Genomic DNA, 22,483 nt, shown 5'->3' with positions numbered 1-22,483 from the left:
GCCGGGGGTGCGCGCCTCGCCCACCCCCGGGCGCTCCCAACCGCCGGTGGCCACGATCCCCGCGCGATCCGGCAGAGGCGGCACCGTGCCCAGCGGGCTGGCTCGCTGCCTCCGGAGGGCTGACCGCCCGGCCCCTCGACGCCCGGCCCTCCGGAGGAGGTGCCCCGGCAACCCTCGATGCCTGGTCTCCGGCACGTCCCTTGCACGGCCGAGTGTCTCCGGCCCCAGGCACGCCGAGTGCGCGGCCGAGTGTCTCCGGCCCCAGGCACGCCGCGTGCGCGGCCGAGTGTCTCCGGCCCCAGGCACGCCGCGTGCGCGGCCGAGTGTCTCCGGCCTCAAGCACGCCCGTTGCGCCGCCCGGCCGCGGCCGAGTGCCTCCGGTCTCCCCCACGCCGGGTGTGCCACCGGGCGTCTCCGGCCTCCGGCACCTCCATTGCGCGGTCGGGCCGCGACCGGGTGCCTCCGGTCTCCCGCGCGCCGGGTGCGCGGCGGGGTGCGGTGCCTCCGGTCTCCCGCACGCCGGGTGCGCCACCGGGCGTCTCCGGCCCCAGGCACGCCGCGTGCGCGGCCGAGTGTCTCCGGCCTCAAGCACGTCCATTGCGCAGCCCGGCCCCGACCGGGTGTCTCCGGCCTCAAGCACGCCGGTTGTGCCGCCAGGCGTCTCCGGCCTCAGGCACGTCCATTGCGCCGCCCGGCCGCGGCCGAGTGCCTCCGGTCTCCCGCACGCCGGTTGTGCCGCCGGATGTCTCCGGCCTCCGGCACGTCCATTGCGCGGCCGGGCCGCGGGCCCGGTGTCTACAGCACGAAGCCGGACTCGCCCTTGGCGTTGACGACCGGGCGGCCCGCCGCCTCCCAGCTGTGCATGCCACCGTCGACGTTCACCGCGTCGATGCCCTGCTGCACCAGGTACTGGGTGACCTGGGCGGAACGGCCGCCGGAGCGGCAGATCACGTTGACCCGGCCGTCCCGCGGCGCGGCGTCGGTCAGTTCGCCGTAGCGCGCCACGAACCCGCTCATGGGGATGTGCAGTGCCCCCTCGGCATGACCCGCCTCCCACTCGTCGTCCTCCCGGACGTCCAGCAGGAAGTCGTCGACAGCGAGGTCGTCGACCCCGACGGTGGGCACACCAGCTCCGAAACTCATGACGCCGACGCTACCCGACCGGGCCGAGGACACGGCACACACCGCTCGGGCCCGCGGACCCACCGCCGCACACCACCCGCGGCACGGCGACCGGACGGGACGCCGTAGGCCGCTCCGCCCGTCACATCCGGGCGACGGTCCGGTTGCCGGCCATGGGTAGGCCGGACCTCACCGGCTCACGGGCTCAACGGCTCACGGGGTCCCGGCGATCAGCTCGGCCAGTTCGTTCTCCCGCTCGCCGACCTGGGTCAGGAGCTGTTCGGCGATCTCCTCCAGCAGGCGGTCCGGGTCCTCCGGAGCCAGCTTGAGCATGGCGCCGATGGCGCTCTCCTCCAGTTCGCGGGCGACGAGGGTGAGCATCTCCTTGCGCTGGGCCAGCCATTCGAGCCGGGCGTAGAGCTCCTCACTGCGGCTCGGCCTCCACGCCTCGGGCGCGGGACCGGCGGCCCACTCCTCGGCCAGCTCGCGCAGCAGGGCCTCGTCGCCCCGGGCGTACGCGGCGTTCACCCGGGCGATGAACTCGTCCCGCCGCTTGCGCTCCTCCTCGTCCTGGGCCAGGTCCGGGTGGGCCTTGCGCACCAGCTCGCGGAAGAGCTTGCGGGCCTCCTCACTGGGGCGCACCCGCTGCGGGGGCCGCACGGGCTGCTCGGTCAGCATCGCCACGGCCTCGGGGAACAGCCCCTCCGAGTCCATCCAGCCGTGCAGCAGCTCCTCGACACCGGGCATGGGCATGACCCGCGCACGGGCCTCCTCCGCCTTGCGGAGGTCCTCCGCGTCACCGGTGCGGGCCGCACGGGCCTCGGCGATCTGCGCGTCCAGCTCGTCGAGCCGCGCGTACATCGGGCCGAGCTTCTGATGGTGCAGCCGGGAGAAGTTGTCGACCTCGACGCGGAAGGTCTCGACGGCGATCTCGTACTCGATCAACGCCTGCTCGGCGGTCCGGACCGCCCGTTCGAGCCGCGCTTCGGGCCGGTCGTCCTGGTCGCGGCCGGCCGCGGGGGCGCCGGCCGGGCTCCCGTCCCGTCCGTCGGCGTCGTCCGCAGGCCCCTCGGCCGCGGACCCCGCAGCCGCGGTCCCGGAGGCGGACCCGGTGCCGCCATCGGTCTCCCCGATGGCCGCCTCGCCCGACAGGTCGCCGCCTCCGCCCGCGTCGGGGGAGGCCCCGCCCCGCGGAGCGCCGTTCGGGGCGCCGGCGGGTGTCCGGCCCTCCTCGATGGTGGGCTCGGACTGGCTCTGGTCGGCTTCCGGGGTCGTCACCCGACCAGCGTAGGCCACGCTCCCCCGCCGCTCACGGTCTTCCCCGCCTGTCCGTCCACCCGACCGGCCGCGGCGACCCCGGCGACCCCGACCGACCCGATCCTCCCGCCTGCGTCACGGCCACCGGCCACCGGGCGGCCCCGGCGGGTCACACCCCCGCTTCACAGGCGATCCGACCGGCTCTGACGGCCTCCACCAGAGCCGCGTGGTCCGCCTCGGTGCGATCGGCGTAGGCGACGGCGAACGAGGCGACGGCCTCGTCCAGCTCCTCGTTCTTCCCGCAGTAGCCGGCCACGAGGCGCGGATCGACGCTGTGGCTGTGGGCACGCGCCAGCAGAGCACCGGTCATGCGGCCGTAGTCGTCCATCTGGTCGGCGGCGAGCGCGGCGGGGTCCACGCTTCCCTTGCGGTTGCGGAACTGGCGCACCTGGAAGGCCCGTCCCTCGACCGTGGTCCAGCCGAGCAGGATGTCGCTGACGACCTGCATCCGCTTCTGGCCGAGGACGACGCGCCGCCCCTCGTGCGCGACCTGGGGCGCCCGGAGACCGGCCGTCGCCAGATGCGGCAGCAGCACCGAGGGCCTGGCCTCCTTCACCTGGAGCACGAGCGCCTCGCCCCGGTGGTCGAGCAGCAGCACGGCGTACGAGCGGGTGCCGACGCTGCCCGTGCCGACGACGCGGAAGGCGACGTCCTGCACCGCGTGGCGGGCGAGGAGCGGCAGACGGTCCTCCGGCAGGGTGGTCAGGTAGTGCTCGAGGGACGCGGCGACCGCCGCCGCCTCGGCGTCGGGCACCCGCCGCAGCACCGGCGGAGCGTCCACGAAGCGGCGCCCGCCCCCCTCCGCGGCCTCCGTCGACTTGGCGGCGAACCGGCCGCTGGTGTTGGCCCGCGCCTTCTCCGAGACGCGCTCCAGGGTGCCGAGCAGATCGTGGGCGTCGGCGTGGGAGACCAGTTCCTCGTCCGCGATGGCGTTCCAGGCGTCGAGCACCGGCATCTTCGCCAGCAGCCGCATGGTCCGGCGATACGCGCCCACGGTGTCGTGGGCGGCTGCGCGGCAGGTGTCCTCGTCGGCGCCCGCCTCCCGCCCGGCCAGCACGAGCGAGGTGGCGAGCCGCTTGAGGTCCCATTCCCAGGGGCCGTGCACGGTCTCGTCGAAGTCGTTCAGGTCGATGACGAGCCTGCCGCGCGCGTCGCCGTAGAGGCCGAAGTTCGCCGCGTGGGCGTCACCGCAGATCTGCGCGGAGATCCCGGTCATGGGCGTGCGGGCCAGGTCGTACGCCATCAGGCCGGCGGATCCGCGCAGGAAGGCGAAGGGGGTGGCGGCCATCCTGCCGACCCGTATCGGGGTGAGTCCGGCGAGGCGGCCGCGGTTGGACTCCTCGACCGCGGACACGGCGCCGGGCCGGCCGTCGTCCGTCGTCAGCTCGGCGTGCGCGGAACGCGGCACCCGCTCGCGCAGCGCCTTCCCCTCGGCCTTGGCCGACGCCTTCACCGGCCAGGCCGCGAACCCCGGGACGCCGAAGCCGCGGCTGCCGTACGCCTCGTCCTCCGGGCGCTCGGCGGCGGACATCACCTCGGCCAACGGTGCCTCCTCGATCGAGGGCATGCCCGGCGAGGGCTCCCCCTCCGAAGAGGCACCGATCTCGTCGGACCGCCCGCCGCCGTCCCGCTCCGCGGATTCGGCGGACCGCACCGTAAGCCCGGCGGGCGGAACGACTCCGGGTCGCCCGTCCTGCTCGGCCTGCCGCTCCGCTCCTGCTGTACCGACCTCGGCCACCACGACCGCCTCCCCCGCGCACGAACATCAACTCGTGCCGACCGTACAGCCGGTCGGCAGAACGCGTCAGACCCTGTGGAAAACTCCGCGGCCCGCTCCGTCGGCCGTCGCGGGTGTCGGTCCCGAACGCACCGGACCCCCTGCCGGGACCTCCCGTACCCCGCTCGGCACGGCATCGGAAGGCATCGCGGCCACCGGCACAGACGTGCGGGGTGCCCGAGATCGACGTGCGGGGGCGCCCTGGGTCAGACAGCCGCAGGCGGGACGGAAGCCGGAGGCGCGGTCGGAGGCGCGGTCGGAGGCGTCGGTGAGATCCGGAACGGACGGCGTCACGGGCCGGTCAGGCTCCGGCCGGCTTCCGCGGCTCCCCCGCGACAGGGGCCGTCGCCGGGCAGATACGTCTCCGCCCAGGTGCCCAGTTCCTTGAGCGCGGGCTCCAGCGCCGCGCCGGCCTCCGTCAGCCGGTAGGCGACCCGCAGCGGGGGCCCCTCGCTGACCTCGCGCACGACGAGTCCGGCCACGGCGAGTTCGGTGAGCCGGTCGGAGAGCATCCGCTCGCTGATGCCGGGGATCGCGCGGCGCAACTCGGCGAAGTGGACCGGGTGTTGCATCAGCACCGCGACCACCAGGCCCGTCCAGCGCTTTCCGAGCAGCGCGAAGACACGCGTCATGCCGTCGTCCACCTTCCGGCACGGCCCCGCGTCGTGGCTTCCCGGTTCTGCCATGCCTCCAGCGTACTGCGTCCCCACAAGGGGATGAAAAAAAGTAAGTAGCTGTGTTATCTCTAGTTAGGTACGAATGAGAAGCCCTCCGAGGCATCGCGTCGCCGTACGCGGATGCCGCCCTGCCCCGGAGCCGTCCGATCCCTCCGATCCCTCCGATCCGTCCGGGAGTGCTTCCGCTTCCGGCCTCACCGGCCGCCCGGTCCGGACACCGGGAGCCCCACCGGCTCCGCCCCACGGCCCACCCACGGGCCTGCGGGCTCCACCCGCCCCACCCCGCCCCCTTGCCCCTTGGAGATCACCATGGCCACCCTTCTGCACATCGACTCGTCCGTCCTCCCGGGCGCCGCTTCCGCCTCGCGCACCGTGACCGACGCGTTCCGCACGGCCTGGCAGGAGCAGCACCCCGAGGGCGAGGTCGTCTACCGCGACCTCGCCGCCGAGCCCGTCCCGCACATCACCGCGGAGGCGCACACCGCCGGATTCGCCGCGCCGGACGCCCACAGCCCGGAGCAGGCGGCGGCCTTCGCCGCGCGCGTACGGCTCATCGAGGAAGTGGAGAACGCGGACGCGATCCTGATCGGCGCCCCGATGTACAACTTCTCGATCCCCTCGACCCTCAAGGCGTGGCTCGACCAGGTGGTGCTGATCGGCCGCACCGCCATGGCCGAGGACTCGAAGATCAAGGGCACCCCGGTGACCGTCGTCGCCAGTCGCGGCGGCTCCTACGCGCCGGGCACCCCCCGCGCGGGGTACGAGTACGTGCAGAACTACCTGGAGGCCGTCCTGGGCGACATGCTCGGCCTGGAGGTCGACTTCATCGTCCCGGAACTCACGATGGCCCCGAACAACCCGACGATGACCGAACTGGTCCCGCTGTTCGAAGCCTCCCGCGACAAGGCCCTCCAGGACGCGTCCACCAAGGCGAAGGACGTCGCGCGGCGCCTCGCCGCCTGAGACCTGGCGCCGGGACCGGCTGCCGCGGCGTGACGGGCGACGGCCGGGACCGGCCGGCCCAGCGGCGCCCCGGCGGCCGGCACCGGCGTCGCGCGCCCGCAGGTGGCTGAGGAGCCGGCCCCGCGGCGGCACGGCGCCCGCTTCGCCTCCACTCGCCCGCCGGGCCCCGCGCAGGCCCACGGCCGCTTCCCCCACCCACCGGCGCCCGCTCACCGGGAGCCGCACGACCGCGGCGACGGCTGACGCGGCGATGGCGGCAGCGGCAGCGGCAGCGGCAGCGGCAAGGACGCTGCCGGGCATCTGAGAGCATCATCACACCTCGCCCGCGCCACCTCCCGCCCCCTGTGGGGCACCGGGCCGGATCGGCGGTGACGGTCCATCACCCGGCGAACGCCGGACGGCCCGGTACCGGCGGGCCGTCCGCAGCACGGCGACCCGGTCGCAAGACTCCGGAGAACGCGAAAGCCCCGCAGGTCCGAAGACCTGCGGGGCTTTCCGCTGTGCGCGAGGGGGGAGTTGAACCCCCACGCCCTTTCGGGCACTGGAACCTGAATCCAGCGCGTCTGCCTATTCCGCCACCCGCGCATTGGGTGTGTCGTCCGTCTCCCACTGAGTGGTGCGAGCGCCTGCCGACATCCAGAAGATTAGCACGCTGTCGGGGGTGCCCTCACATCCCTTTCCCCGGCCCCCGGCGCCCGCCTCTCCCGCCCCCACGTGCGACGCCCGCCGGGCCCGCTTCCCGTGCGGCGCGCGGCCCGTACCCCTCGCATCCCTGCTCACGGCGCCGCCCCGGCCCGTCACAAGGACACCGTTCCGCCTCAGCCGTCTCGGACAGAACCGGTTCACGTATCAACCTCGTACCGGTCAGGCGCATCTCTCCGGGAGCAGGACGGGCCGCACAGTCAGGTGCGGGACACTGGTCGCGGGGCGCCTCTACGATCCATGGCAGGAGCAGAAGCGGGAAGAGTTCGAAGAGGTCCCCCTCAGGGAACGTGCGGAGGGGACTTCCGAAGGCGTCGACAACCTGTCGACCGGGCCGACAGGGGGAACCAGCCGATTTCCCGACGCGTGGATACGATCAGTAAGCAGTACCAGCAAGGCCAGCAGGATCAGGCAGACGACAGCAAGCTGTACCAGGACGGCTACGCAGGAGGAGGTGCCCCATGGGAGTCCTGAAGAAGTTCGAGCAGCGTCTCGAAGGTCTGGTCAACGGCACCTTCGCCAAGGTGTTCAAGTCCGAGGTCCAGCCCGTGGAGATCGCCGGCGCGCTGCAACGCGAATGCGACAACAACGCCACGATCTGGAACCGCGACCGGACGGTCGTCCCCAACGACTTCATCGTCGAACTGAGCACGCCCGACTTCGAGCGCCTCAGCCCGTACTCCGGCCAGCTGGGCGACGAGCTCGCGGGCATGGTCCGCGACTACGCCAAGCAGCAGCGCTACACCTTCATGGGACCGATCAAGGTCCACCTGGAGAAGGCGGACGACCTCGACACCGGGCTGTACCGGGTGCGCAGCCGCACCCTCGCCTCCTCCGCCAACCAGCAGTCCCCGGAGCGGGCCCCCGCCGGCCCGGCCCCGGCGGCACCCCGCGGGGCGCAGGGCGGCTACGGCTACCCGCCCGCGGCAGCTCCCCCCATGCCGTCCGCGCCGCCGCCCGGCGGCCGGCCGGGCGCCGCGTCCGCGGGGACCCGGCCTCCCGCCGGACCGGCGGGTGGAGCCCGTATGCGGCACTGGGTGGAGATCAACGGCACCCGCCATCAGATCTCCCGCTCGACGCTGGTGCTGGGCCGCAGCACCGAAGCCGACGTGCGGATCGACGACCCCGGCGTATCGCGCCGGCACTGTGAGATCCGGACCGGAACGCCCTCGACGATCCAGGATCTCGGGTCCACCAACGGCATCGTGGTGGACGGGCAGCACACCACCCGCGCTACGCTCCGCGACGGCTCGCGGATCGTCGTGGGCAGCACCACCATCATTTACCGGCAAGCCGAAGGGTGAAGCGGGGGCAATGTCAGAGCTGACCCTCACGGTCATGCGGCTGGGTTTCCTGGCCGTACTGTGGCTGTTCGTGATCGTGGCCGTGCAGGTCATCCGCAGCGACCTGTTCGGAACGCGCGTCACGCAGCGCGGCTCGCGCCGGGAGGCCGGGCGGCCTCAGGCCGCCGCGCGTCAGGCCGCGCCCCCGCAGCAGCGCCAGCAGCAGCCGCCGCCCAGCGGTGGCGGCGGCCGGCAGCGTCGGGGCGCCCCGTCCAAGCTGGTGGTCTCGGAGGGCACCCTCACGGGCACGACGGTCGCCCTCCAGGGGCAGACCATCACCCTGGGCCGTGCCCACGACAGCACCATCGTGCTGGACGACGACTACGCGTCGAGCAGGCATGCCAGGATCTACCCGGACCGGGACGGCCAGTGGATCGTCGAGGACCTCGGCTCCACGAACGGCACGTACCTCGACCGGAACCGGCTCACGACACCGACGCCCATTCCGCTGGGCGCGCCGATCCGCATCGGCAAGACAGTCATCGAGCTGCGGAAGTAGTGCCACGTCATGAATGAGCGCGAGCGGAGCGAGCACGCGGCGGCGGTCCACGTGGTGGACGCCGGCGCGCTCCCGACCGGAGGGTGGGCACCGTGCGGATGTACCCGGAGCCGACGGGCGAGGTGCGCATGAGTCTGTCACTGCGCTTCGCCGCCGGATCGCACAAAGGCATGATCCGCGAGGGCAACGAGGACTCCGGCTACGCCGGGCCCCGGCTGCTCGCGATCGCCGACGGGATGGGCGGCCAGGCCGCCGGCGAGGTCGCCAGCTCCGAGGTGATCTCCACCATCGTCGCGCTCGACGACGACGTGCCCGGGTCCGACATCCTCACCTCGCTCGGCACCGCCGTGCAGCGCGCCAACGACCAGCTCCGGGTCATGGTCGAGGAGGACCCGCAGCTGGAGGGCATGGGCACCACGCTCACCGCCCTGCTGTGGACGGGCCAGCGACTCGGCCTCGTCCACGTCGGCGACTCCCGGGCCTACCTGCTGCGCGACGGCGTCCTCACCCAGATCACCCAGGACCACACCTGGGTGCAGCGCCTGGTCGACGAGGGGCGGATCACCGAGGAGGAGGCCACCACCCACCCGCAGCGCTCGCTGCTGATGCGTGCGCTGGGCAGTGGCGACCACGTCGAACCGGACCTGTCCATCCGCGAAGTCCGCGCCGGCGACCGCTACTTGATCTGCTCCGACGGCCTCAGCGGCGTCGTCTCCCACCAGACGATGGAGGAGACCCTCGCCAGCTACCAGGGCCCGCAGGAGACCGTCCAGGAGCTCATCCAGCTCGCGCTGCGCGGCGGCGGACCGGACAACATCACCGTCATCGTGGCCGACGTCCTCGACATCGACTCCGGTGACACCCTGGCCGCCCAGCTCTCCGACACCCCGGTCGTGGTCGGCGCGGTCGCCGAGAACCAGCACCAGCTGCACGACAACGGCGCCATGCAGACCCCCGCGGGCCGCGCCTCCAGCCTCGGCCGGCAGGTCCCCGGGCAGGGCGGCGGCGAGTTCGGGCCGCCCGACGGCAACGACACCACCGGCTACGTGCCCACCGACGGCTTCGGCGACTACACCGACGAGGACTTCGTCAAGCCGCGCAAGGGCCGCAGGTGGCTGAAGCGATCCTTCTACACGGTCCTGGCGCTGGCCGTCATCGGCGGTGGCCTCTACGGCGGTTACCGCTGGACGCAGACCCAGTACTACGTCGGCACCAAGGACGACCACGTCGCCCTCTACCAGGGCATCAGCCAGGACCTCGCCTGGGTCTCGCTCTCGAAGCTGAAGAAGGACCACCCCGAGATCGAACTCAAGTACCTGCCGCCCTACCAGCGCAAGCAGGTCGAGGAGACCATCGCCGAGGGCGGCCTGACGGACGCGCGGTCGAAGATCGACGAGCTGTCCGTCCAGGCGTCCGCGTGCAAGAAGGACGCGCAGCGCCGCGCCGCCGACAGCAACGCCAAGCCCAGCGCCACCGAGACCACGGGAACCACGAAGACCTCCCTGACGTCCAAGGCCACGTCCACGCCGAGCCCGACCTCGTCGAGCCCGGCACCGTCGTCCTCCCAGTCCACGACCGCACCCACTCCCACACCCGGCCCCAGCCTCTCCGACGAGGAGCAGAAGCTGGTCTCGCTGTGCGGTAAGCAGTAAGAAGCCGTGAGGGGCCCTGTCACACGATGAGCAGCAGTACGAACACGCCGACGCACCACACGTCCACGATCGGATCGATCGGCGCACCGAGCCGACGCAACACCGAACTGGCCTTGCTGGTGTTCGCCGTCGTCATCCCGGTGTTCGCCTACGCCAACGTGGGCCTCGCCATCGACGACCAGGTGCCCGCCGGGCTGCTGAGCTACGGCCTGGGCCTCGGTCTGCTGGCCGCCGTCGCCCACATCGTCGTACGCAAGTTCGCGCCGTACGCCGACCCGCTGCTGCTGCCGGTGGCCACCCTGCTCAACGGGCTCGGTCTGGTCGTCATCTGGCGCCTCGACCAGTCCAAACTGCTCCAGCAGATCAAGCAGGCGGGCACCGCCGCACCCCGGCAGCTGATGTACACCGCGCTCGGCATCGCACTGTTCGTGGTCGTGCTGGTCTTCCTGAAGGACCACCGCGTCCTCCAGCGCTACACCTACATCTCCATGGTCGGCGCCCTGGTGCTGCTGCTCCTGCCGCTGGTCCCCGGCCTCGGCGCGAACATCTACGGCGCCAAGATCTGGATCCACGTCGGCAGCTTCTCCATCCAGCCCGGTGAGTTCGCGAAGATCGTCCTGGCGATCTTCTTCGCCGGCTACCTGATGGTGAAGCGGGACGCGCTCGCGCTCGCCAGCCGCCGCTTCATGGGGCTCTACCTGCCGCGCGGCCGCGACCTCGGCCCGATCCTGGTCGTCTGGTTCATCTCGATCCTCATCCTGGTGTTCGAGACCGACCTCGGTACGTCGCTGCTGTTCTTCGGCATGTTCGTCGTCATGCTGTACGTCGCCACCGAGCGGACCAGCTGGATCGTCTTCGGTCTGCTGATGTCCGCGGCGGGAGCGGTCGGCGTGGCCACCTTCGAACCCCACGTCCAGCAGCGCGTCCAGGCGTGGCTCGACCCGATGCACGAGTACAAGCTCAGCCAGTCCGGCGCCCCCGGAGTCCACTCCGAGCAGGCCATGCAGGCCCTGTGGGCGTTCGGTTCCGGCGGCACCCTCGGCACCGGCCTCGGCCAGGGCCACTCCGAGCTCATCCGGTTCGCCGCGAACTCCGACTTCATCCTCGCGACCTTCGGCGAGGAGATGGGCCTCGCCGGTGTCATGGCGATCCTGGTCCTGTACGGCCTGATCGTCGAGCGCGGTGTCCGCACGGCCCTCGCCGCCCGCGACCCGTTCGGCAAGCTCCTCGCGGTCGGCCTCTCCGGAGCCTTCGCGCTCCAGGTCTTCGTGGTCGCCGGCGGTGTGATGGGCCTGATCCCGCTGACCGGTATGACGATGCCCTTCCTCGCGTACGGAGGTTCCTCCGTCATCGCCAACTGGGCGCTCGTCGGCATCCTGATCCGCATCAGCGACACCGCACGCCGGCCCGCCCCCGCTCCCGCACCCAACCCCGACGCCGAGATGACCCAGGTGGTCCGACCGTGAACAAGCCCCTGCGCCGGATCGCGATCTTCTGCGGGCTGCTCGTCCTCGCCCTGCTCGTCCGCGACAACTGGCTCCAGTACGTCAAGGCGGACGAGCTGCGCACCGACACGGCCAACCGCCGGGTGAACATCGAGCGCTACGCCACCCCGCGCGGCGACATCATCGTCGACGGCCGCCCCATCACCGGCTCCGTGAAGGCCAAGACGGGCGACTACGAGTACAAGCGCACCTACAAGGACGGCGCGATGTGGGCGCCGGTCACGGGCTACGCCTCGCAGGCCTTCGGCGCCAACCAGCTGGAGAAGATCGACGACGGCATCCTCACCGGCAACGACGACCGCCTCTTCTTCCGCAACACGCTCGACATGATCACGGGCAAGAAGCGGCAGGGCGGCAACGTCGTCACGACCCTGAACGGCGCCGCGCAGAAGGCCGCCTTCCAGGGGCTGGGGAACAAGAAGGGCGCCGTCGCCGCGATCGACCCCAAGACGGGCGCGATCCTGGCGCTGGCCTCCACGCCGTCCTACGACCCGTCGACCTTCGCCGGCAACTCCACGAGCACCGACTCCAAGGCGTGGCAGAAGCTCCAGAAGAGCAACAACCCCGACGACCCGATGCTCAACCGGGCGCTGCGCGAGACCTATCCGCCGGGTTCGACCTTCAAGGTCGTCACGGCCGCCGCGGCGCTGGAGAACGGGCTCGTCCCGGACGCGGACACCAAGACGGACTCGCCCGACCCGTGGACCATGCCGGGCACCACCACCGAGCTGCCCAACGAGGGCAACCTGCCCTGCAAGAACGCCACCCTGCGCACCGCGCTCCAGGTGTCCTGCAACACGGTGTTCGGCAAGATCGGCTCCGACCTCGGCAACGACAAGATGCTGGAGCAGGCCGAGAAGTTCGGCTTCGGTTCCGAGCAGTTCACCCCGGTCCGCTCCAGCTCGTCGGTCTTCTCCGACGACATGAACAAGTCGCAGACCGCGCTCTCCTCCATCGGCCAGTTCAACACCGCCGCCACCCCGCTGCAGATGGCGATGGTCGCCTCCGCGGTCGCCAACGACGGCACCCTGATGAAGCCGTACATGGTCAGCGAGCTGAGCACGCACAACCTCGACGTCATCGAGCACACGGACCCCGAGAAGCTGAGCCAGCCGCTCAGCGAGAAGAACGCCCAGGTCCTCCAGTCGATGATGGAGACGGTGATCAAGCCCGGCGGTACCGGAACCCGGGCCGCGATCCCCGGCTACACGGTCGGCGGCAAGACGGGTACCGCCCAGCACGGCGTCGACAACAGCGAGAAGCCGTACGCCTGGTTCATCTCCTACGCCAAGCTCTCGGACGGCAGCTCGCCGGTGGCGGTGGCCGTGGTCGTCGAGGACGGCAGCGCCAACCGTGACGACATCTCCGGCGGCGGTCTCGCCGCTCCCATCGCAAGGGACGTGATGAAGGCAGTCATCGACAGCAAGAAGTGACCCCGCTCACGTCCCCTTCACATCGGTGCACGTTGCGATACCGGTCCTGTCACGGGTGACGGTCTTGGCCAGGTCACGAAAGGCGATCCGGGTACGGTATGCCCGGACGGCACACCGCCGGACCACACACAGGTGCGGTCGGGACCGACGGAGAGGGCTGGTAGGTAGCTATGGAAGAGCCGCGTCGCCTCGGCGGCCGGTACGAGCTGAGCCACGTGCTCGGCCGTGGTGGCATGGCGGAGGTCTACCTCGCGCATGACACCCGGCTCGGGCGCACGGTGGCGGTGAAGACGCTGCGGGCCGATCTCGCGCGTGACCCGTCGTTCCAGGCTCGGTTCCGCCGGGAGGCCCAGTCGGCCGCCTCGCTCAACCATCCCGCGATCGTCGCCGTGTACGACACGGGTGAGGACTACATCGACAACACCTCCATCCCGTACATCGTGATGGAGTACGTCGACGGGTCCACGCTGCGCGAACTGCTGCACTCCGGCCGCCGGCTGCTGCCCGAGCGGTCGATGGAGATGACCATCGGCATCCTCCAGGCGCTCGAGTACTCGCACCGCGCGGGCATCGTCCACCGTGACATCAAGCCGGCCAACGTCATGCTGACGCGGAACGGCCAGGTCAAGGTCATGGACTTCGGCATCGCCCGCGCCATGGGCGACTCCGGCATGACGATGACGCAGACGGCCGCGGTCATCGGCACCGCCCAGTACCTCTCCCCGGAGCAGGCCAAGGGGGAGCAGGTCGACGCCCGCTCCGACCTCTACTCCACGGGCTGCCTGCTGTACGAGCTGCTCACCGTGCGCCCGCCGTTCGTGGGCGACTCCCCGGTGGCCGTGGCCTACCAGCACGTCCGCGAGGAGCCGCAGCCCCCGTCGGTCTTCGACCCCGAGATCACGCCCGAGATGGACGCGATCGTGCTGAAGGCCCTGGTCAAGGACCCGGACTACCGCTACCAGTCCGCCGACGAGATGCGCGCGGACATCGAGGCGTGTCTCGACGGCCAGCCCGTCGCGGCGTCCGCCGCCATGGGGTCCGTCGGCTACGGCGGGTACGGCGACGACCAGGCGACCACGGCCCTGCGCTCCTCGGACGCGCAGCCCACCTCGATGCTGCCGCCGATGAACCCGGACGACGGCGGCTACGGCTACGACGACCGACCGGACCGCCGTCGCCAGAAGAAGAACAACACCTCGACGATCCTCCTGGTCGTCGCCGGCGTCCTCGTGCTGATCGGCGCGATCCTGATCGGGAAGTACCTGGTCGGGGGCAACGGGGCGGGCAGCGACAAGTCCTTCGAGGTGCCCAACTTCGTCAGCCAGAAGTACGAGGACGCCCAGAAGATGGCGGACAACCGCGATCTGAAGCTCTCCCCCACGCGCAAGCCGTGCGAGAAGGAGCCCAAGGGCAACGTCTGCGAGCAGGACCCGGCCGTCGGCTCCACGGTGAAGAAGGGCGACACGATCGACGTGGTCGTGTCGACCGGAGCGCCGAAGGTGGCCGTTCCGAGCGTCACCGGCGAGCAGCTGGCGAAGGCCAAGGACATCCTCGAAGGCGACAAGTACGAGTTCAACGTCAAGACGAAGTCGAAGGAGTCCACCGAGGAGGCCGGGACCGTCCTGGAGCAGGACCCGGAACTCGGCGCGGAGGTGCAGAAGGGGTCGACGATCACCCTGACCGTCGCCCGGGAGAAGAAGCAGTCCACGGTCCCCGACGTCTCCGGCAAGAACTGCGACCAGGCCAAGGCGCAGATGACGGCGAGCAACCTCGTGGGCGACTGCACCGAGGTCGAGACCGACGACCAGAACCTGGTCGGCAAGGTCGTCGCGACCACCCCGCCGGCCGGCGACAAGGTCGACCCGGGATCGAAGGTGACGATCCAGATCGGCAAGGCCAAGCAGCAGGCCACCGTGCCGGGCGTCGTCGGCAAGAAGGTGAAGGAAGCGAAGCAGATCCTTCAGCAGGCGGGCTTCAACAACATCCAGTTCGCCCCGGGCAGTGACGGCAGCGACGGCGCCACGGTCATCCGCCAGGACCCGAACGGCAACAGCCCGGTCGACAGCCCCGACAACACGACCGTCACGCTCACCAGCGTCAACCTGGGCGGCGGGGGCAACAACGGCGGCAACAACGGCGGCGGCGGGTTCATCGGCGGCAACTAGCAGGTCGCCGGCCCGACAGGACACCCGAAGGGCCCGGTACTCCGCGGAGTACCGGGCCCTTCGGGTGTTCTCCGCACGCCGGGTGGGCACGCTCCGGTCCGTCCCCCGGCACCACCGCCCCCGCGTGCGCCCGGGGGCGGCGAGGGGTCAGCGCAGTTCCTTCGGCGGCGTCCGGTCGCCGTCGACCTCGTCCACCCGCTCCAGCTCGCCCCACACCACGTACCGGTAGCGCGAGGTGTACACCGGCGTGCAGGTGGTCAGCGTGATGTAGTGCCCGGGCTTGGTCTTCCCCGACTGCTCGGGGATCTTCCCGAGGACCTGGACGTTGTACTTCGAGGTCTCCGGGAGGATGCCGAAGACCCGGTAGACGTACCACTTGTCCTTGGTCTCGAAGACGATCGCGTCGCCCTCGCGGACCTTGTCGATGTTGTGGAACTTGGCGCCGTGGCCGTCCCGGTGGGCGGCGAGCGTGAAGTTGCCGTTCTTGCCGGCCGTCGGGAGCGTGGCCTTGACCGGGTCCGTGTAGTAGCCGGCGACCCCGTCGTTCAGGATGCTCGTCGCCGTGCCCTTCTCGACGAGGACCTCGCCGTTCTTCATCGCCGGGACGTGCAGGAAGCCGATGCCGGCCTTGGTGTCCAGGGCGCCCGGACCGCCGGGACCGCGGCCCCGGGCCCAGTCGTCACGGACCTTGTCGCCCTGCTGGTGCGCGGCCCGGTCGGCGACGACGTTCGTCCACCACAGCGAGTAGACGACGAAGAGTCCGAGCACCAGCCCCGTGGTGATCAGGAGTTCGCCGAGGAGGCTGACCGCCATCGCACCGCGTCCCATGCGCCGGCCGCCCCTGGCGGCCCCGCCGCCGGCGGCGGGGGGCCGGGCGTCCGATGCGGCGCGCTCGTCGTGGTCGGTTCTCGCTGCCACTGTTCATCCGCCCCGTCGTGTTCTGTCCCGCTGATCCTCACGTACGTGGTGCGCGTACGTGTCCCCGCCCTTGTTCCGCGGACGTACGGCGCGCACGCTGCGTGCCGTGGCCGCTCCCGCGGTGCGGTCGTCCGAGCCGGCCGGGCCGTCACCCGACCAGCGCGTCCGGTTTTCCCTTGCTGCGTGGCCGGTCCTCGACCATCTTGCCCCAGACGATCATCCGGTACTTGCTGGTGAACTCCGGTGTGCAGGTGGTCAGTGTGATGTAGCGGCCGGGCCCCGTGAAGCCCGATCCGCGGGGCACCGGATCGAGCACGCTGGTGTTGCTCGGGCTGGTGACCGGAAGGATCGAGGTCATCGTGTAGACGTAGTAGTCGTCCTGCGTCTCCACCACGATCTCGTCGCCCGGCTGGAGCCGGTTGATGTAGCGGAACGGCTCACCGTGGGTGTTGCGGTGCCCCGCCAGAGCGAAGTTGCCCGTCCTGGCGTCGGGCATCGCCGTCTTGAGGTCGCCCTCGCCGTAGTGGCCGACCATGCCGCGGTCCAGCACCTTGGTCTTGCTGATGCCCTCGGCGATCGGCGCGACGACGTCGAGCTTCGGGATGTGCAGGATGGCGAAGCCCTGGCCCGGCGAGAACGTGCCCGGGTTCCGCTTGCCGTCCGCCCAGTCCTGCTGGAGGTGGTGCGCGGTGCTGCCCGCCTGCTGATGGGCCCGGACGTTGGACCACCAGAGCTGGTAGGTGACGAAGAGCAGCATCAGCACGCCGGTGGTGATGAACACCTCGCCGACCAGCCTGCTGAGGACGACGGCCGCACCGGGCTTGCGCGCCCGTGCCGCCCGCCGGGCCTCCATCCGGCTCAGAGGGGCCTCAGCGGCCCCGCGAGCCGGCGCCTGGGACTCCTGTGCCCCCTGGGCGGTTCCGTGCCGTCCGCGGCGCCTGGCCGCCTTGCGGCGGGCCGCCCGGCCGCCGGGAGCGGGGGACGGCGCCTCACCCCGCTCGCCGGTCCCCGGCAGATCCGCGCGTCGCAGCGCGACGGTCTCGTCGTCGACCGGCAGGGCGGCGACGGTCTCCCCGTACGGCGCGGCAGCGGACGGGATGGTGTGCGCCGTGCCCGATGGCGGCGGCGCGGCCGACCACTCGGGCGCGAAGCCCGCCTGCCCGTGCACGGGGGCCTGGACCCGGCCCTGGCCGTACGTCCGGGTCTGGGCGTCTCCGCCCCGACCCGGGCCCTGCGGGCGTCCCTCGTTCCGGCCCCGGCCGCCCTGACCGGGCGCGGAACCCGCGAGCGGGTCGACGGGTCCGCCGGCCGCGGCAGGGAAGGAACCCGGGTGGCCGAAGCCGCCGGTACCCGCGCCCTCGAACGCGTCGGCGCCCCCGTACGCGGCCTCGCCGCCGTAGGGGGAGCTGTCGCGCTCGGGGCGCAGCGCGGTCACGCCGTGGCCCTGCCCACCACCGGGGCGAGCCCCGCCGACCTCGCCACGGCGACCTTGTCCCCGCACTCCTGGAGCCAGTTGGCGAGCATCCGGTGGCCGTGCTCGGTGAGCACCGACTCCGGGTGGAACTGCACGCCCTCGACCGGCAGGTCCCGGTGACGCAGGCCCATCACGATGCCGTCGTGTGTGCGGGCCGTGACCTCCAGCACGTCGGGGACGGTCTCCGGCTCGGCGGCCAGGGAGTGGTAGCGGGTCGCGGTGAACGGCGACGGCAGACCGGCGAAGACGCCCTGGCCCTGGTGCTCCACGAGCGAGGTCTTGCCGTGCAGCAGCTCGGGGGCCCGGCCGACCACTCCTCCGTAGGCCACCTGCATGGACTGCATGCCGAGACAGACCCCGAAGACGGGGACACCGGTGGCGGCGCAGTGACGCACCATGTCGACGCAGACGCCGGCCTGCTCGGGAGCGCCCGGCCCCGGCGACAGCAGAACGCCGTCGAAGCCGTCCTGCGCGTGCGCGGTCGACACCTCGTCGTTGCGCAGCACCTCGCATTCGGCGCCCAACTGGTACAGGTACTGGACCAGGTTGAAGACGAAGCTGTCGTAGTTGTCCACGACGAGGATGCGCGTGCTCACTGGTTGTCCACCGTCACATCGTTGAAGGGCAGCAGCGGTTCGGCCCAGGGAAAGACGTACTGGAAGAGCACGTAGACCACGGCCAGAACGAGCACGAGGGCGACCACGGCCCTCACCCAGACACTCCCCGGCAGATGCCGCCAGATCCAGCCGTACATGCCGTCCCTTCCGTCGCCGTACGCCAACAGACTAACGGCGCAGAGCCGCCGGTTTCCCTGCCTCCACGGGCTGCGTGGAATCGAGGTGGGCCCAGAGGATCAGGCGGTGGCTGTGGCCCCACTCGGGATCGCACGTGGTCAGCGTCAGGTAGCGCCCCGGGCGCGTATACCCCGACTTACGTGGCACGGGGTCGATCACCTCAATGTCGGAGGGCACGGTTTTGTAGGGGCCTTTGTCGATCCGATACGTGAACCAGGTCGTGCCGTCGGTCAGCACCACCGCGTCCCCGCGCCGCAGCCGGGGAAAGTCCTTGAACGGGTCGCCGTGGGTGCGCCGGTGGCCGGCGACGGAGAAGTTCCCCTCCTGCCCGAGCTGGGCGGTGCCGCGGTAGTGGCCCAGCCCGTTCTCCAGGACGTCCGGGGCGGTGCCTTCGAGGACGGGCTTGTTCCACGTGAAACCGAGTCGTGGGACGTACATGACGGCGAACGGCCTCCCGTAGGCGTAGGGCCCCGGCTCCTCCGGGACGGCGGACCCGGCGGCGCCGGAGCCGGCCGGGCCTGGCGGGGACGCGGGGGAGCCGGACGGGGGCGGGGTGGCCGCGGTGTCCCCCGGCGCGGTCCGGTCGGGGGTGGCCGCCTCCCGGGCCCACCGCTCGCGGAGGACGGCGATCTGATGGTCCATCGCGTTGTCGGCCTCGACCCCGGTCCAGAACAGCAGGTAGACCACGAAGAGCACGATCACGGTGCCCACGGTGACGCACAGCTCACTGACGGTTCTGACGACCACTCGCACCGACACGCGGTCCCCCCGGTGGCAGTTCCTTCGACAGGCTTCGCCCGCCGCTCCGCGGTGAGGCGGCGCTACTCGACGGGCTTCGCGTAGTGGAGATCCACTGTGCCCGAGTAGCCGGGCAGCGTCACCGCCCCGTCGTCCTCGACCTTCCAGCCGAGTCCGTAGACGTTGACGTACACCTGGTAGTTCTGGATCGCCGGTGAGGCGGCGAGCGCGTCCTTGAGCTTCGTCGGGTCACCGATAGCGGTGATCTTGTAGGGAGGGGAGTAGACGCGGCCCTGGAGGATCAGGGTGTTGCCGACGCAGCGCACGGCACTGGTGGAGATCAGCCGCTGGTCCATGACCTTGATGCCCTCGGCACCCCCCTGCCAGAGGGCGTTCACCACCGCCTGGAGGTCCTGCTGGTGGATGACGAGGTAGTCGGGCTGGGGCTCGGGATAGCCGGGCAGCTTGGCCGTCGCGTTCGGCGGGGCGTCGTCGAGGGTGACCGTCACGGCCCTGCCCTTGAGCGTCTTGGTGCCCGCGTGCCGCTCCAGGGCGGCGAGTTTGGCGTCCTCGGCCTCGGTGCTGCCGTTCTCCCGGCCGGCGAGCGAGTCCACGTCGTCCCGCAGGGCGCCGTTGGACTCGTCCAGCGTCGCGTTCTTGTGGCTGCGCTCCTGAATGAGGTCGGAGAGTTTCAGCAGGGAGGCATCCGTACGGATGTTCGTCCCCTTGGCCGTGTCGAAGCTCGTGAAGAAGATGAGCCCGGCCAGCGCGAAGACGCCCGCCGTGAGAACGCGTACGGGCCGGAAACGGCGCTTACCCGGAGGAGTGGAACCCGTCCCGGGGGAGTCGGCGGAATTGCTCAACGTACCCTTATCTCCTTAGGCGCCGCGGAAGCACTACGCTAACGGACGCCCGGGGGAGCGCTCAGTGTCCCCTTGTACGCTGCCCCGGAGCCCGCCCCAGTTCCCTGCGCGGCCACGCAGCGCATCGACAGGAGAGACCCTCGTGCCGAAGTCACGTATCCGCAAGAAGGCCGACTACACGCCGCCCCCGGCGAAGCAGGCGTCCGCCATCAAGCTGACCAGCAACACCTGGGTCGCCCCGGTCATGCTGGCCATGTTCCTCATCGGTCTCGCCTGGATCGTCGTCTTCTATGTGACGGACGGCTCCCTGCCGATCGACGCGCTCGACAACTGGAACATCGTGGTCGGCTTCGGCTTCATCGCGGCCGGATTCGGTGTCTCCACGCAGTGGAAGTGACCGCTTCACCCCGCGGATGAGCAGTCGGGCAGCTTTGCCCACACCTTTCCACCGAGTTATCCACAGCAGTTGTCCACAGGTGGAAAAGAAAGACGATCTGTGGATAACCCATCGATGGTTGACGCCGGTGTGACTGACCTACCGCGATCCGGAAACCTGTTCGCCCCCTGTCCGACCTGCGGAAACTCAGGTCGATGACAGGGGGCACAGCTGTTCCCCCACACCCTGCACAAGATCCGCCACCGTCTGTGGACAACAGTGCCACTCACCTGAGGTCGGGGTGTCCTCAGGTGAGCTGAGCGGTCCTGAGCAGCGTCGTTCCCACGACGACCAGCAGCAGCAGTGCGCAGACCCCGTACTGGACGAGGTTCCGTCGCTCGCGCGGGGCGTGGACCATCGCGTAGCCGACCACCACGCCGGCGACCAGACCGCCGATGTGCGCCTGCCAGGCGATGTTGAAGCCGGGGTTGAACGTGAAGATCAGGTTGATCACCAGCAGCGCGATGATCGGACGCAGGTCGTAGTTGAGCCGGCGCATCAGGACCGCCGTCGCGCCGAAGAGGCCGAAGATCGCGCCGGAGGCGCCGAGCGAGGGCTGGTTGGGCGCCGCGAGCAGATAGCAGAGGGCACTGCCCGCCAGGCCCGAGACGAAGTAGAGCGCGAGGTAGCGGGCGCGGCCGAGGGCCGCCTCCAGCGGACCGCCGAGCCACCACAGGCTGAGCATGTTGAAGATGATGTGGACCGGACTGGCGTGCAGGAACATCGACGTCAGCATCCGGTACCACTGGCCCTCGGCCACCCCCTGGATCTCGCCTGCGAGGAAGGCGCGGCCGAAGAGGGTGAACCGGTCGGTGAACGCGTCGCCCGCCGCTTGCTGAACCACGTACAGGGCCACGTTCAGGCCGATCAGCACCTTGGTGACCAGCCGCGGGTCCCGGGCGATGGTGCCGCCCGCGAGCGTCCGGGGCTGGTTGGCGGACGGCGCATGACCCGTGCCCGATCCGCCGCGGATGCAGTCCGGGCACTGGAAGCCGACGGAGGCGCTGACCATGCACTCGGGGCAGATCGGACGCTCGCACCGCGTGCAGCGGATACCGGTCTCGCGGTCCGGGTGCCGATAGCAGGTGGGCAGGGCGTGGGCGTCCTGCGAGCCCTGGTCCCGCGGCCCCTGCGGGCTGCCGGGCGGCTGGTCCATGGGGTCCCCTCAATCTCCTACGGCGGCTCGCCCGCGCTCACACCGGTCCGTGCACGCAGCGCGCGGCCCCGTCCATCCTTACGGATGAACGGGGCGTTTGGTTCCCCGGGGGGAACCGGCCCTGCCGGGACCGTCGCATCCACGGCACGGCCCCCGGGACCGGCGGGAGCGGGTCCGGTCGGGCGCGTGCGGCGGAGCCGGGTCCGGACGCCTCAGCCTTCGCGGGTCTCGACGACGACCGACTCGATGACGACGTCGTTGACCGGACGATCGGTCCGCGGGTTGGTCTGCGCCGAGGCGATGGTGTCCACGATCTTCTGGCTGGCCGCGTCCGTGACCTCGCCGAAGATGGTGTGCTTGCGGGTCAGCCAGGCCGTCGGGGAGACCGTGATGAAGAACTGCGAGCCGTTGGTCCCCGGACCGGCGTTGGCCATGGCGAGCAGGTAGGGCTTGTTGAAGGAGAGGTCCGGGTGGAACTCGTCCTCGAACCGGTAGCCGGGGCCGCCGGTGCCGTTGCCGAGAGGATCGCCGCCCTGGATCATGAAGCCGCTGATCACCCGGTGGAAGACCGTGCCGTCGTACAGCTTCTCCCGGGACGGCTTGCCCGTCGCCGGGTCGGTCCACTCACGCTCTCCCTGGGCGAGCTCGACGAAGTTGCGGACCGTCTTGGGCGCGTGGTTCGGCAGGAGCCGGATCTCGATGTCGCCTTGGTTGGTCTTCAGGGTGGCGTAAAGCTGCTCGGCCACGATCTGCCTTCCGTTGCCTTCTCTTGACTGCCCGATCCTCGCACGGCGTGGGGCCCCCGGAGCCCGTCCGCCACCCCCGGGCGACCATCCGGGCAACGGGACGAGGAAATCGGGAGCGAGTACCGCCGGGACGGGGGCGGGGCACGGCGATCCGTGGCATTGTCGACCACAAGCTCCCGTTGCCCGAATTTTTCCGCTATCTC

General features: G+C 71.0%; 20 protein-coding genes and 1 tRNA gene. 8 read left to right on the top strand and 13 right to left on the bottom strand.

Annotated features, from left to right (window positions below; genetic code table 11):
- Positions 1-795: 795 nt before the first annotated feature.
- From ACGFS9_RS10150 to ACGFS9_RS10135, 4 genes are all read right to left on the bottom strand, one after another.
- Positions 796-1,143 (bottom strand): rhodanese-like domain-containing protein, encoded by a 348-nt coding sequence (locus ACGFS9_RS10150; RefSeq protein WP_393251936.1) that lies wholly within the window; start codon positions 1,141-1,143, stop codon positions 796-798.
- Positions 1,144-1,335: 192 nt separating this feature from the next.
- Positions 1,336-2,400, bottom strand: coding sequence for a hypothetical protein (locus ACGFS9_RS10145; protein WP_393251935.1), 1,065 nt, complete (start codon positions 2,398-2,400; stop codon positions 1,336-1,338).
- Positions 2,401-2,548: 148 nt separating this feature from the next.
- A complete protein-coding gene (locus tag ACGFS9_RS10140) occupies positions 2,549-3,970 on the bottom strand; it encodes a DUF2252 domain-containing protein (protein WP_393252103.1) in 1,422 nt (473 codons plus the stop codon).
- Positions 3,971-4,506: 536 nt separating this feature from the next.
- Positions 4,507-4,902: a winged helix-turn-helix transcriptional regulator gene (locus ACGFS9_RS10135; RefSeq protein WP_393251933.1), complete on the bottom strand. Its 396-nt coding sequence runs from the start codon at positions 4,900-4,902 to the stop codon at positions 4,507-4,509.
- 300 nt (positions 4,903-5,202) lie between these two features.
- Here ACGFS9_RS10135 and ACGFS9_RS10130 point away from each other — a divergent pair, with 300 nt between their 5' ends.
- A complete protein-coding gene (locus tag ACGFS9_RS10130) occupies positions 5,203-5,856 on the top strand; it encodes an FMN-dependent NADH-azoreductase (protein WP_393251932.1) in 654 nt (217 codons plus the stop codon).
- 501 nt (positions 5,857-6,357) lie between these two features.
- Here the strand turns inward: ACGFS9_RS10130 and ACGFS9_RS10125 are convergent.
- Positions 6,358-6,441, bottom strand: a tRNA-Leu gene (locus ACGFS9_RS10125).
- Positions 6,442-7,019: 578 nt separating this feature from the next.
- On the opposite strand from ACGFS9_RS10125, the gene ACGFS9_RS10120 reads away from it, so the two are divergent.
- From ACGFS9_RS10120 to pknB, 6 genes are all read left to right on the top strand, one after another.
- A complete protein-coding gene (locus ACGFS9_RS10120; RefSeq protein WP_393251931.1) occupies positions 7,020-7,862 on the top strand; it encodes an FhaA domain-containing protein in 843 nt (280 codons plus the stop codon).
- Between the two features lie 10 nt (positions 7,863-7,872).
- The gene (locus ACGFS9_RS10115) at positions 7,873-8,400 is read left to right on the top strand and encodes an FHA domain-containing protein (RefSeq protein WP_393251930.1); all 528 of its coding nucleotides are present in this window, start codon (positions 7,873-7,875) and stop codon (positions 8,398-8,400) included.
- Positions 8,401-8,528: 128 nt separating this feature from the next.
- Positions 8,529-10,052, top strand: a complete 1,524-nt coding sequence (locus tag ACGFS9_RS10110; protein WP_393251928.1) for a Stp1/IreP family PP2C-type Ser/Thr phosphatase — start codon at positions 8,529-8,531, stop codon at positions 10,050-10,052.
- 26 nt (positions 10,053-10,078) lie between these two features.
- Positions 10,079-11,518 carry an FtsW/RodA/SpoVE family cell cycle protein gene (locus tag ACGFS9_RS10105; RefSeq protein ID WP_393251926.1) on the top strand — a complete coding sequence of 480 codons (1,440 nt, stop codon included), beginning with the start codon at positions 10,079-10,081 and terminating at the stop codon, positions 11,516-11,518.
- Positions 11,515-12,990, top strand: a complete 1,476-nt coding sequence (locus tag ACGFS9_RS10100; RefSeq protein ID WP_393251925.1) for a peptidoglycan D,D-transpeptidase FtsI family protein — start codon at positions 11,515-11,517, stop codon at positions 12,988-12,990. Before ACGFS9_RS10105 ends, ACGFS9_RS10100 begins: the two co-directional genes overlap by 4 nt.
- A gap of 170 nt (positions 12,991-13,160) precedes the next feature.
- Positions 13,161-15,155, top strand: a complete 1,995-nt coding sequence (gene pknB / locus ACGFS9_RS10095) for a Stk1 family PASTA domain-containing Ser/Thr kinase (protein WP_393251923.1) — start codon at positions 13,161-13,163, stop codon at positions 15,153-15,155.
- Positions 15,156-15,302: 147 nt separating this feature from the next.
- On the opposite strand, the gene ACGFS9_RS10090 is transcribed toward pknB, so the two are convergent.
- The 6 genes from ACGFS9_RS10090 to ACGFS9_RS10065 all read right to left on the bottom strand — a co-directional run bounded on the left by ACGFS9_RS10090 (position 15,303) and on the right by ACGFS9_RS10065 (position 19,942).
- Positions 15,303-16,073 (bottom strand): class E sortase, encoded by a 771-nt coding sequence (locus ACGFS9_RS10090; protein WP_393251922.1) that lies wholly within the window; start codon positions 16,071-16,073, stop codon positions 15,303-15,305.
- A gap of 148 nt (positions 16,074-16,221) precedes the next feature.
- The gene (locus tag ACGFS9_RS10085; RefSeq protein WP_393251920.1) at positions 16,222-17,508 is read right to left on the bottom strand and encodes a class E sortase; all 1,287 of its coding nucleotides are present in this window, start codon (positions 17,506-17,508) and stop codon (positions 16,222-16,224) included.
- Positions 17,505-18,143 carry an aminodeoxychorismate/anthranilate synthase component II gene (locus ACGFS9_RS10080; protein ID WP_393251919.1) on the bottom strand — a complete coding sequence of 213 codons (639 nt, stop codon included), beginning with the start codon at positions 18,141-18,143 and terminating at the stop codon, positions 17,505-17,507. The genes ACGFS9_RS10085 and ACGFS9_RS10080 overlap by 4 nt, the downstream gene beginning before the upstream one ends.
- On the bottom strand, positions 18,140-18,301 hold the full coding sequence (locus tag ACGFS9_RS10075) for a hypothetical protein (RefSeq protein ID WP_393251918.1): 162 nt from the start codon (positions 18,299-18,301) through the stop codon (positions 18,140-18,142). The genes ACGFS9_RS10080 and ACGFS9_RS10075 overlap by 4 nt, the downstream gene beginning before the upstream one ends.
- A 31-nt stretch (positions 18,302-18,332) precedes the next feature.
- Positions 18,333-19,094, bottom strand: a complete 762-nt coding sequence (locus ACGFS9_RS10070) for a class E sortase (RefSeq protein ID WP_393252101.1) — start codon at positions 19,092-19,094, stop codon at positions 18,333-18,335.
- Between the two features lie 68 nt (positions 19,095-19,162).
- Positions 19,163-19,942, bottom strand: a complete 780-nt coding sequence (locus ACGFS9_RS10065; RefSeq protein WP_393251916.1) for a DUF881 domain-containing protein — start codon at positions 19,940-19,942, stop codon at positions 19,163-19,165.
- 142 nt (positions 19,943-20,084) lie between these two features.
- Here ACGFS9_RS10065 and crgA point away from each other — a divergent pair, with 142 nt between their 5' ends.
- Entirely contained in the window at positions 20,085-20,339 is a 255-nt protein-coding gene (gene crgA, locus ACGFS9_RS10060; RefSeq protein WP_393251915.1) for a cell division protein CrgA, read from the top strand.
- Between the two features lie 286 nt (positions 20,340-20,625).
- Here crgA and ACGFS9_RS10055 read toward each other — a convergent pair whose 3' ends face one another.
- Positions 20,626-21,534, bottom strand: coding sequence for a rhomboid family intramembrane serine protease (locus tag ACGFS9_RS10055; RefSeq protein ID WP_393251914.1), 909 nt, complete (start codon positions 21,532-21,534; stop codon positions 20,626-20,628).
- Positions 21,535-21,746: 212 nt separating this feature from the next.
- The gene (locus ACGFS9_RS10050; protein ID WP_393251913.1) at positions 21,747-22,280 is read right to left on the bottom strand and encodes a peptidylprolyl isomerase; all 534 of its coding nucleotides are present in this window, start codon (positions 22,278-22,280) and stop codon (positions 21,747-21,749) included.
- Between the last annotated feature and the right edge of the window lie 203 nt (positions 22,281-22,483).

Origin of the sequence: Streptomyces sp. NPDC048566 (assembly GCF_043199735.1) — a bacterium.
Classification (GTDB): Bacteria; Actinomycetota; Actinomycetes; order Streptomycetales; family Streptomycetaceae; genus Streptomyces.
Note: the sequence above shows the minus strand (reverse complement) of the source record. Positions and strands in the feature narration are given on the sequence as shown.

Coding starts and splice junctions, on each gene's coding strand:
- pknB (WP_393251923.1), top strand. CDS start 13,161: ATGGAAGAGCCGCGTCGCCTCGGCGGCCGGTACGAGCTGAGCCACGTG.
- ACGFS9_RS10150 (WP_393251936.1), bottom strand. CDS start 1,143: ATGAGTTTCGGAGCTGGTGTGCCCACCGTCGGGGTCGACGACCTCGCT.
- ACGFS9_RS10075 (WP_393251918.1), bottom strand. CDS start 18,301: ATGTACGGCTGGATCTGGCGGCATCTGCCGGGGAGTGTCTGGGTGAGG.
- ACGFS9_RS10115 (WP_393251930.1), top strand. CDS start 7,873: ATGTCAGAGCTGACCCTCACGGTCATGCGGCTGGGTTTCCTGGCCGTA.
- ACGFS9_RS10055 (WP_393251914.1), bottom strand. CDS start 21,534: ATGGACCAGCCGCCCGGCAGCCCGCAGGGGCCGCGGGACCAGGGCTCG.
- ACGFS9_RS10130 (WP_393251932.1), top strand. CDS start 5,203: ATGGCCACCCTTCTGCACATCGACTCGTCCGTCCTCCCGGGCGCCGCT.
- ACGFS9_RS10110 (WP_393251928.1), top strand. CDS start 8,529: ATGAGTCTGTCACTGCGCTTCGCCGCCGGATCGCACAAAGGCATGATC.
- ACGFS9_RS10140 (WP_393252103.1), bottom strand. CDS start 3,970: ATGTCCGCCGCCGAGCGCCCGGAGGACGAGGCGTACGGCAGCCGCGGC.
- ACGFS9_RS10105 (WP_393251926.1), top strand. CDS start 10,079: ATGAGCAGCAGTACGAACACGCCGACGCACCACACGTCCACGATCGGA.
- ACGFS9_RS10135 (WP_393251933.1), bottom strand. CDS start 4,902: ATGGCAGAACCGGGAAGCCACGACGCGGGGCCGTGCCGGAAGGTGGAC.
- ACGFS9_RS10120 (WP_393251931.1), top strand. CDS start 7,020: ATGGGAGTCCTGAAGAAGTTCGAGCAGCGTCTCGAAGGTCTGGTCAAC.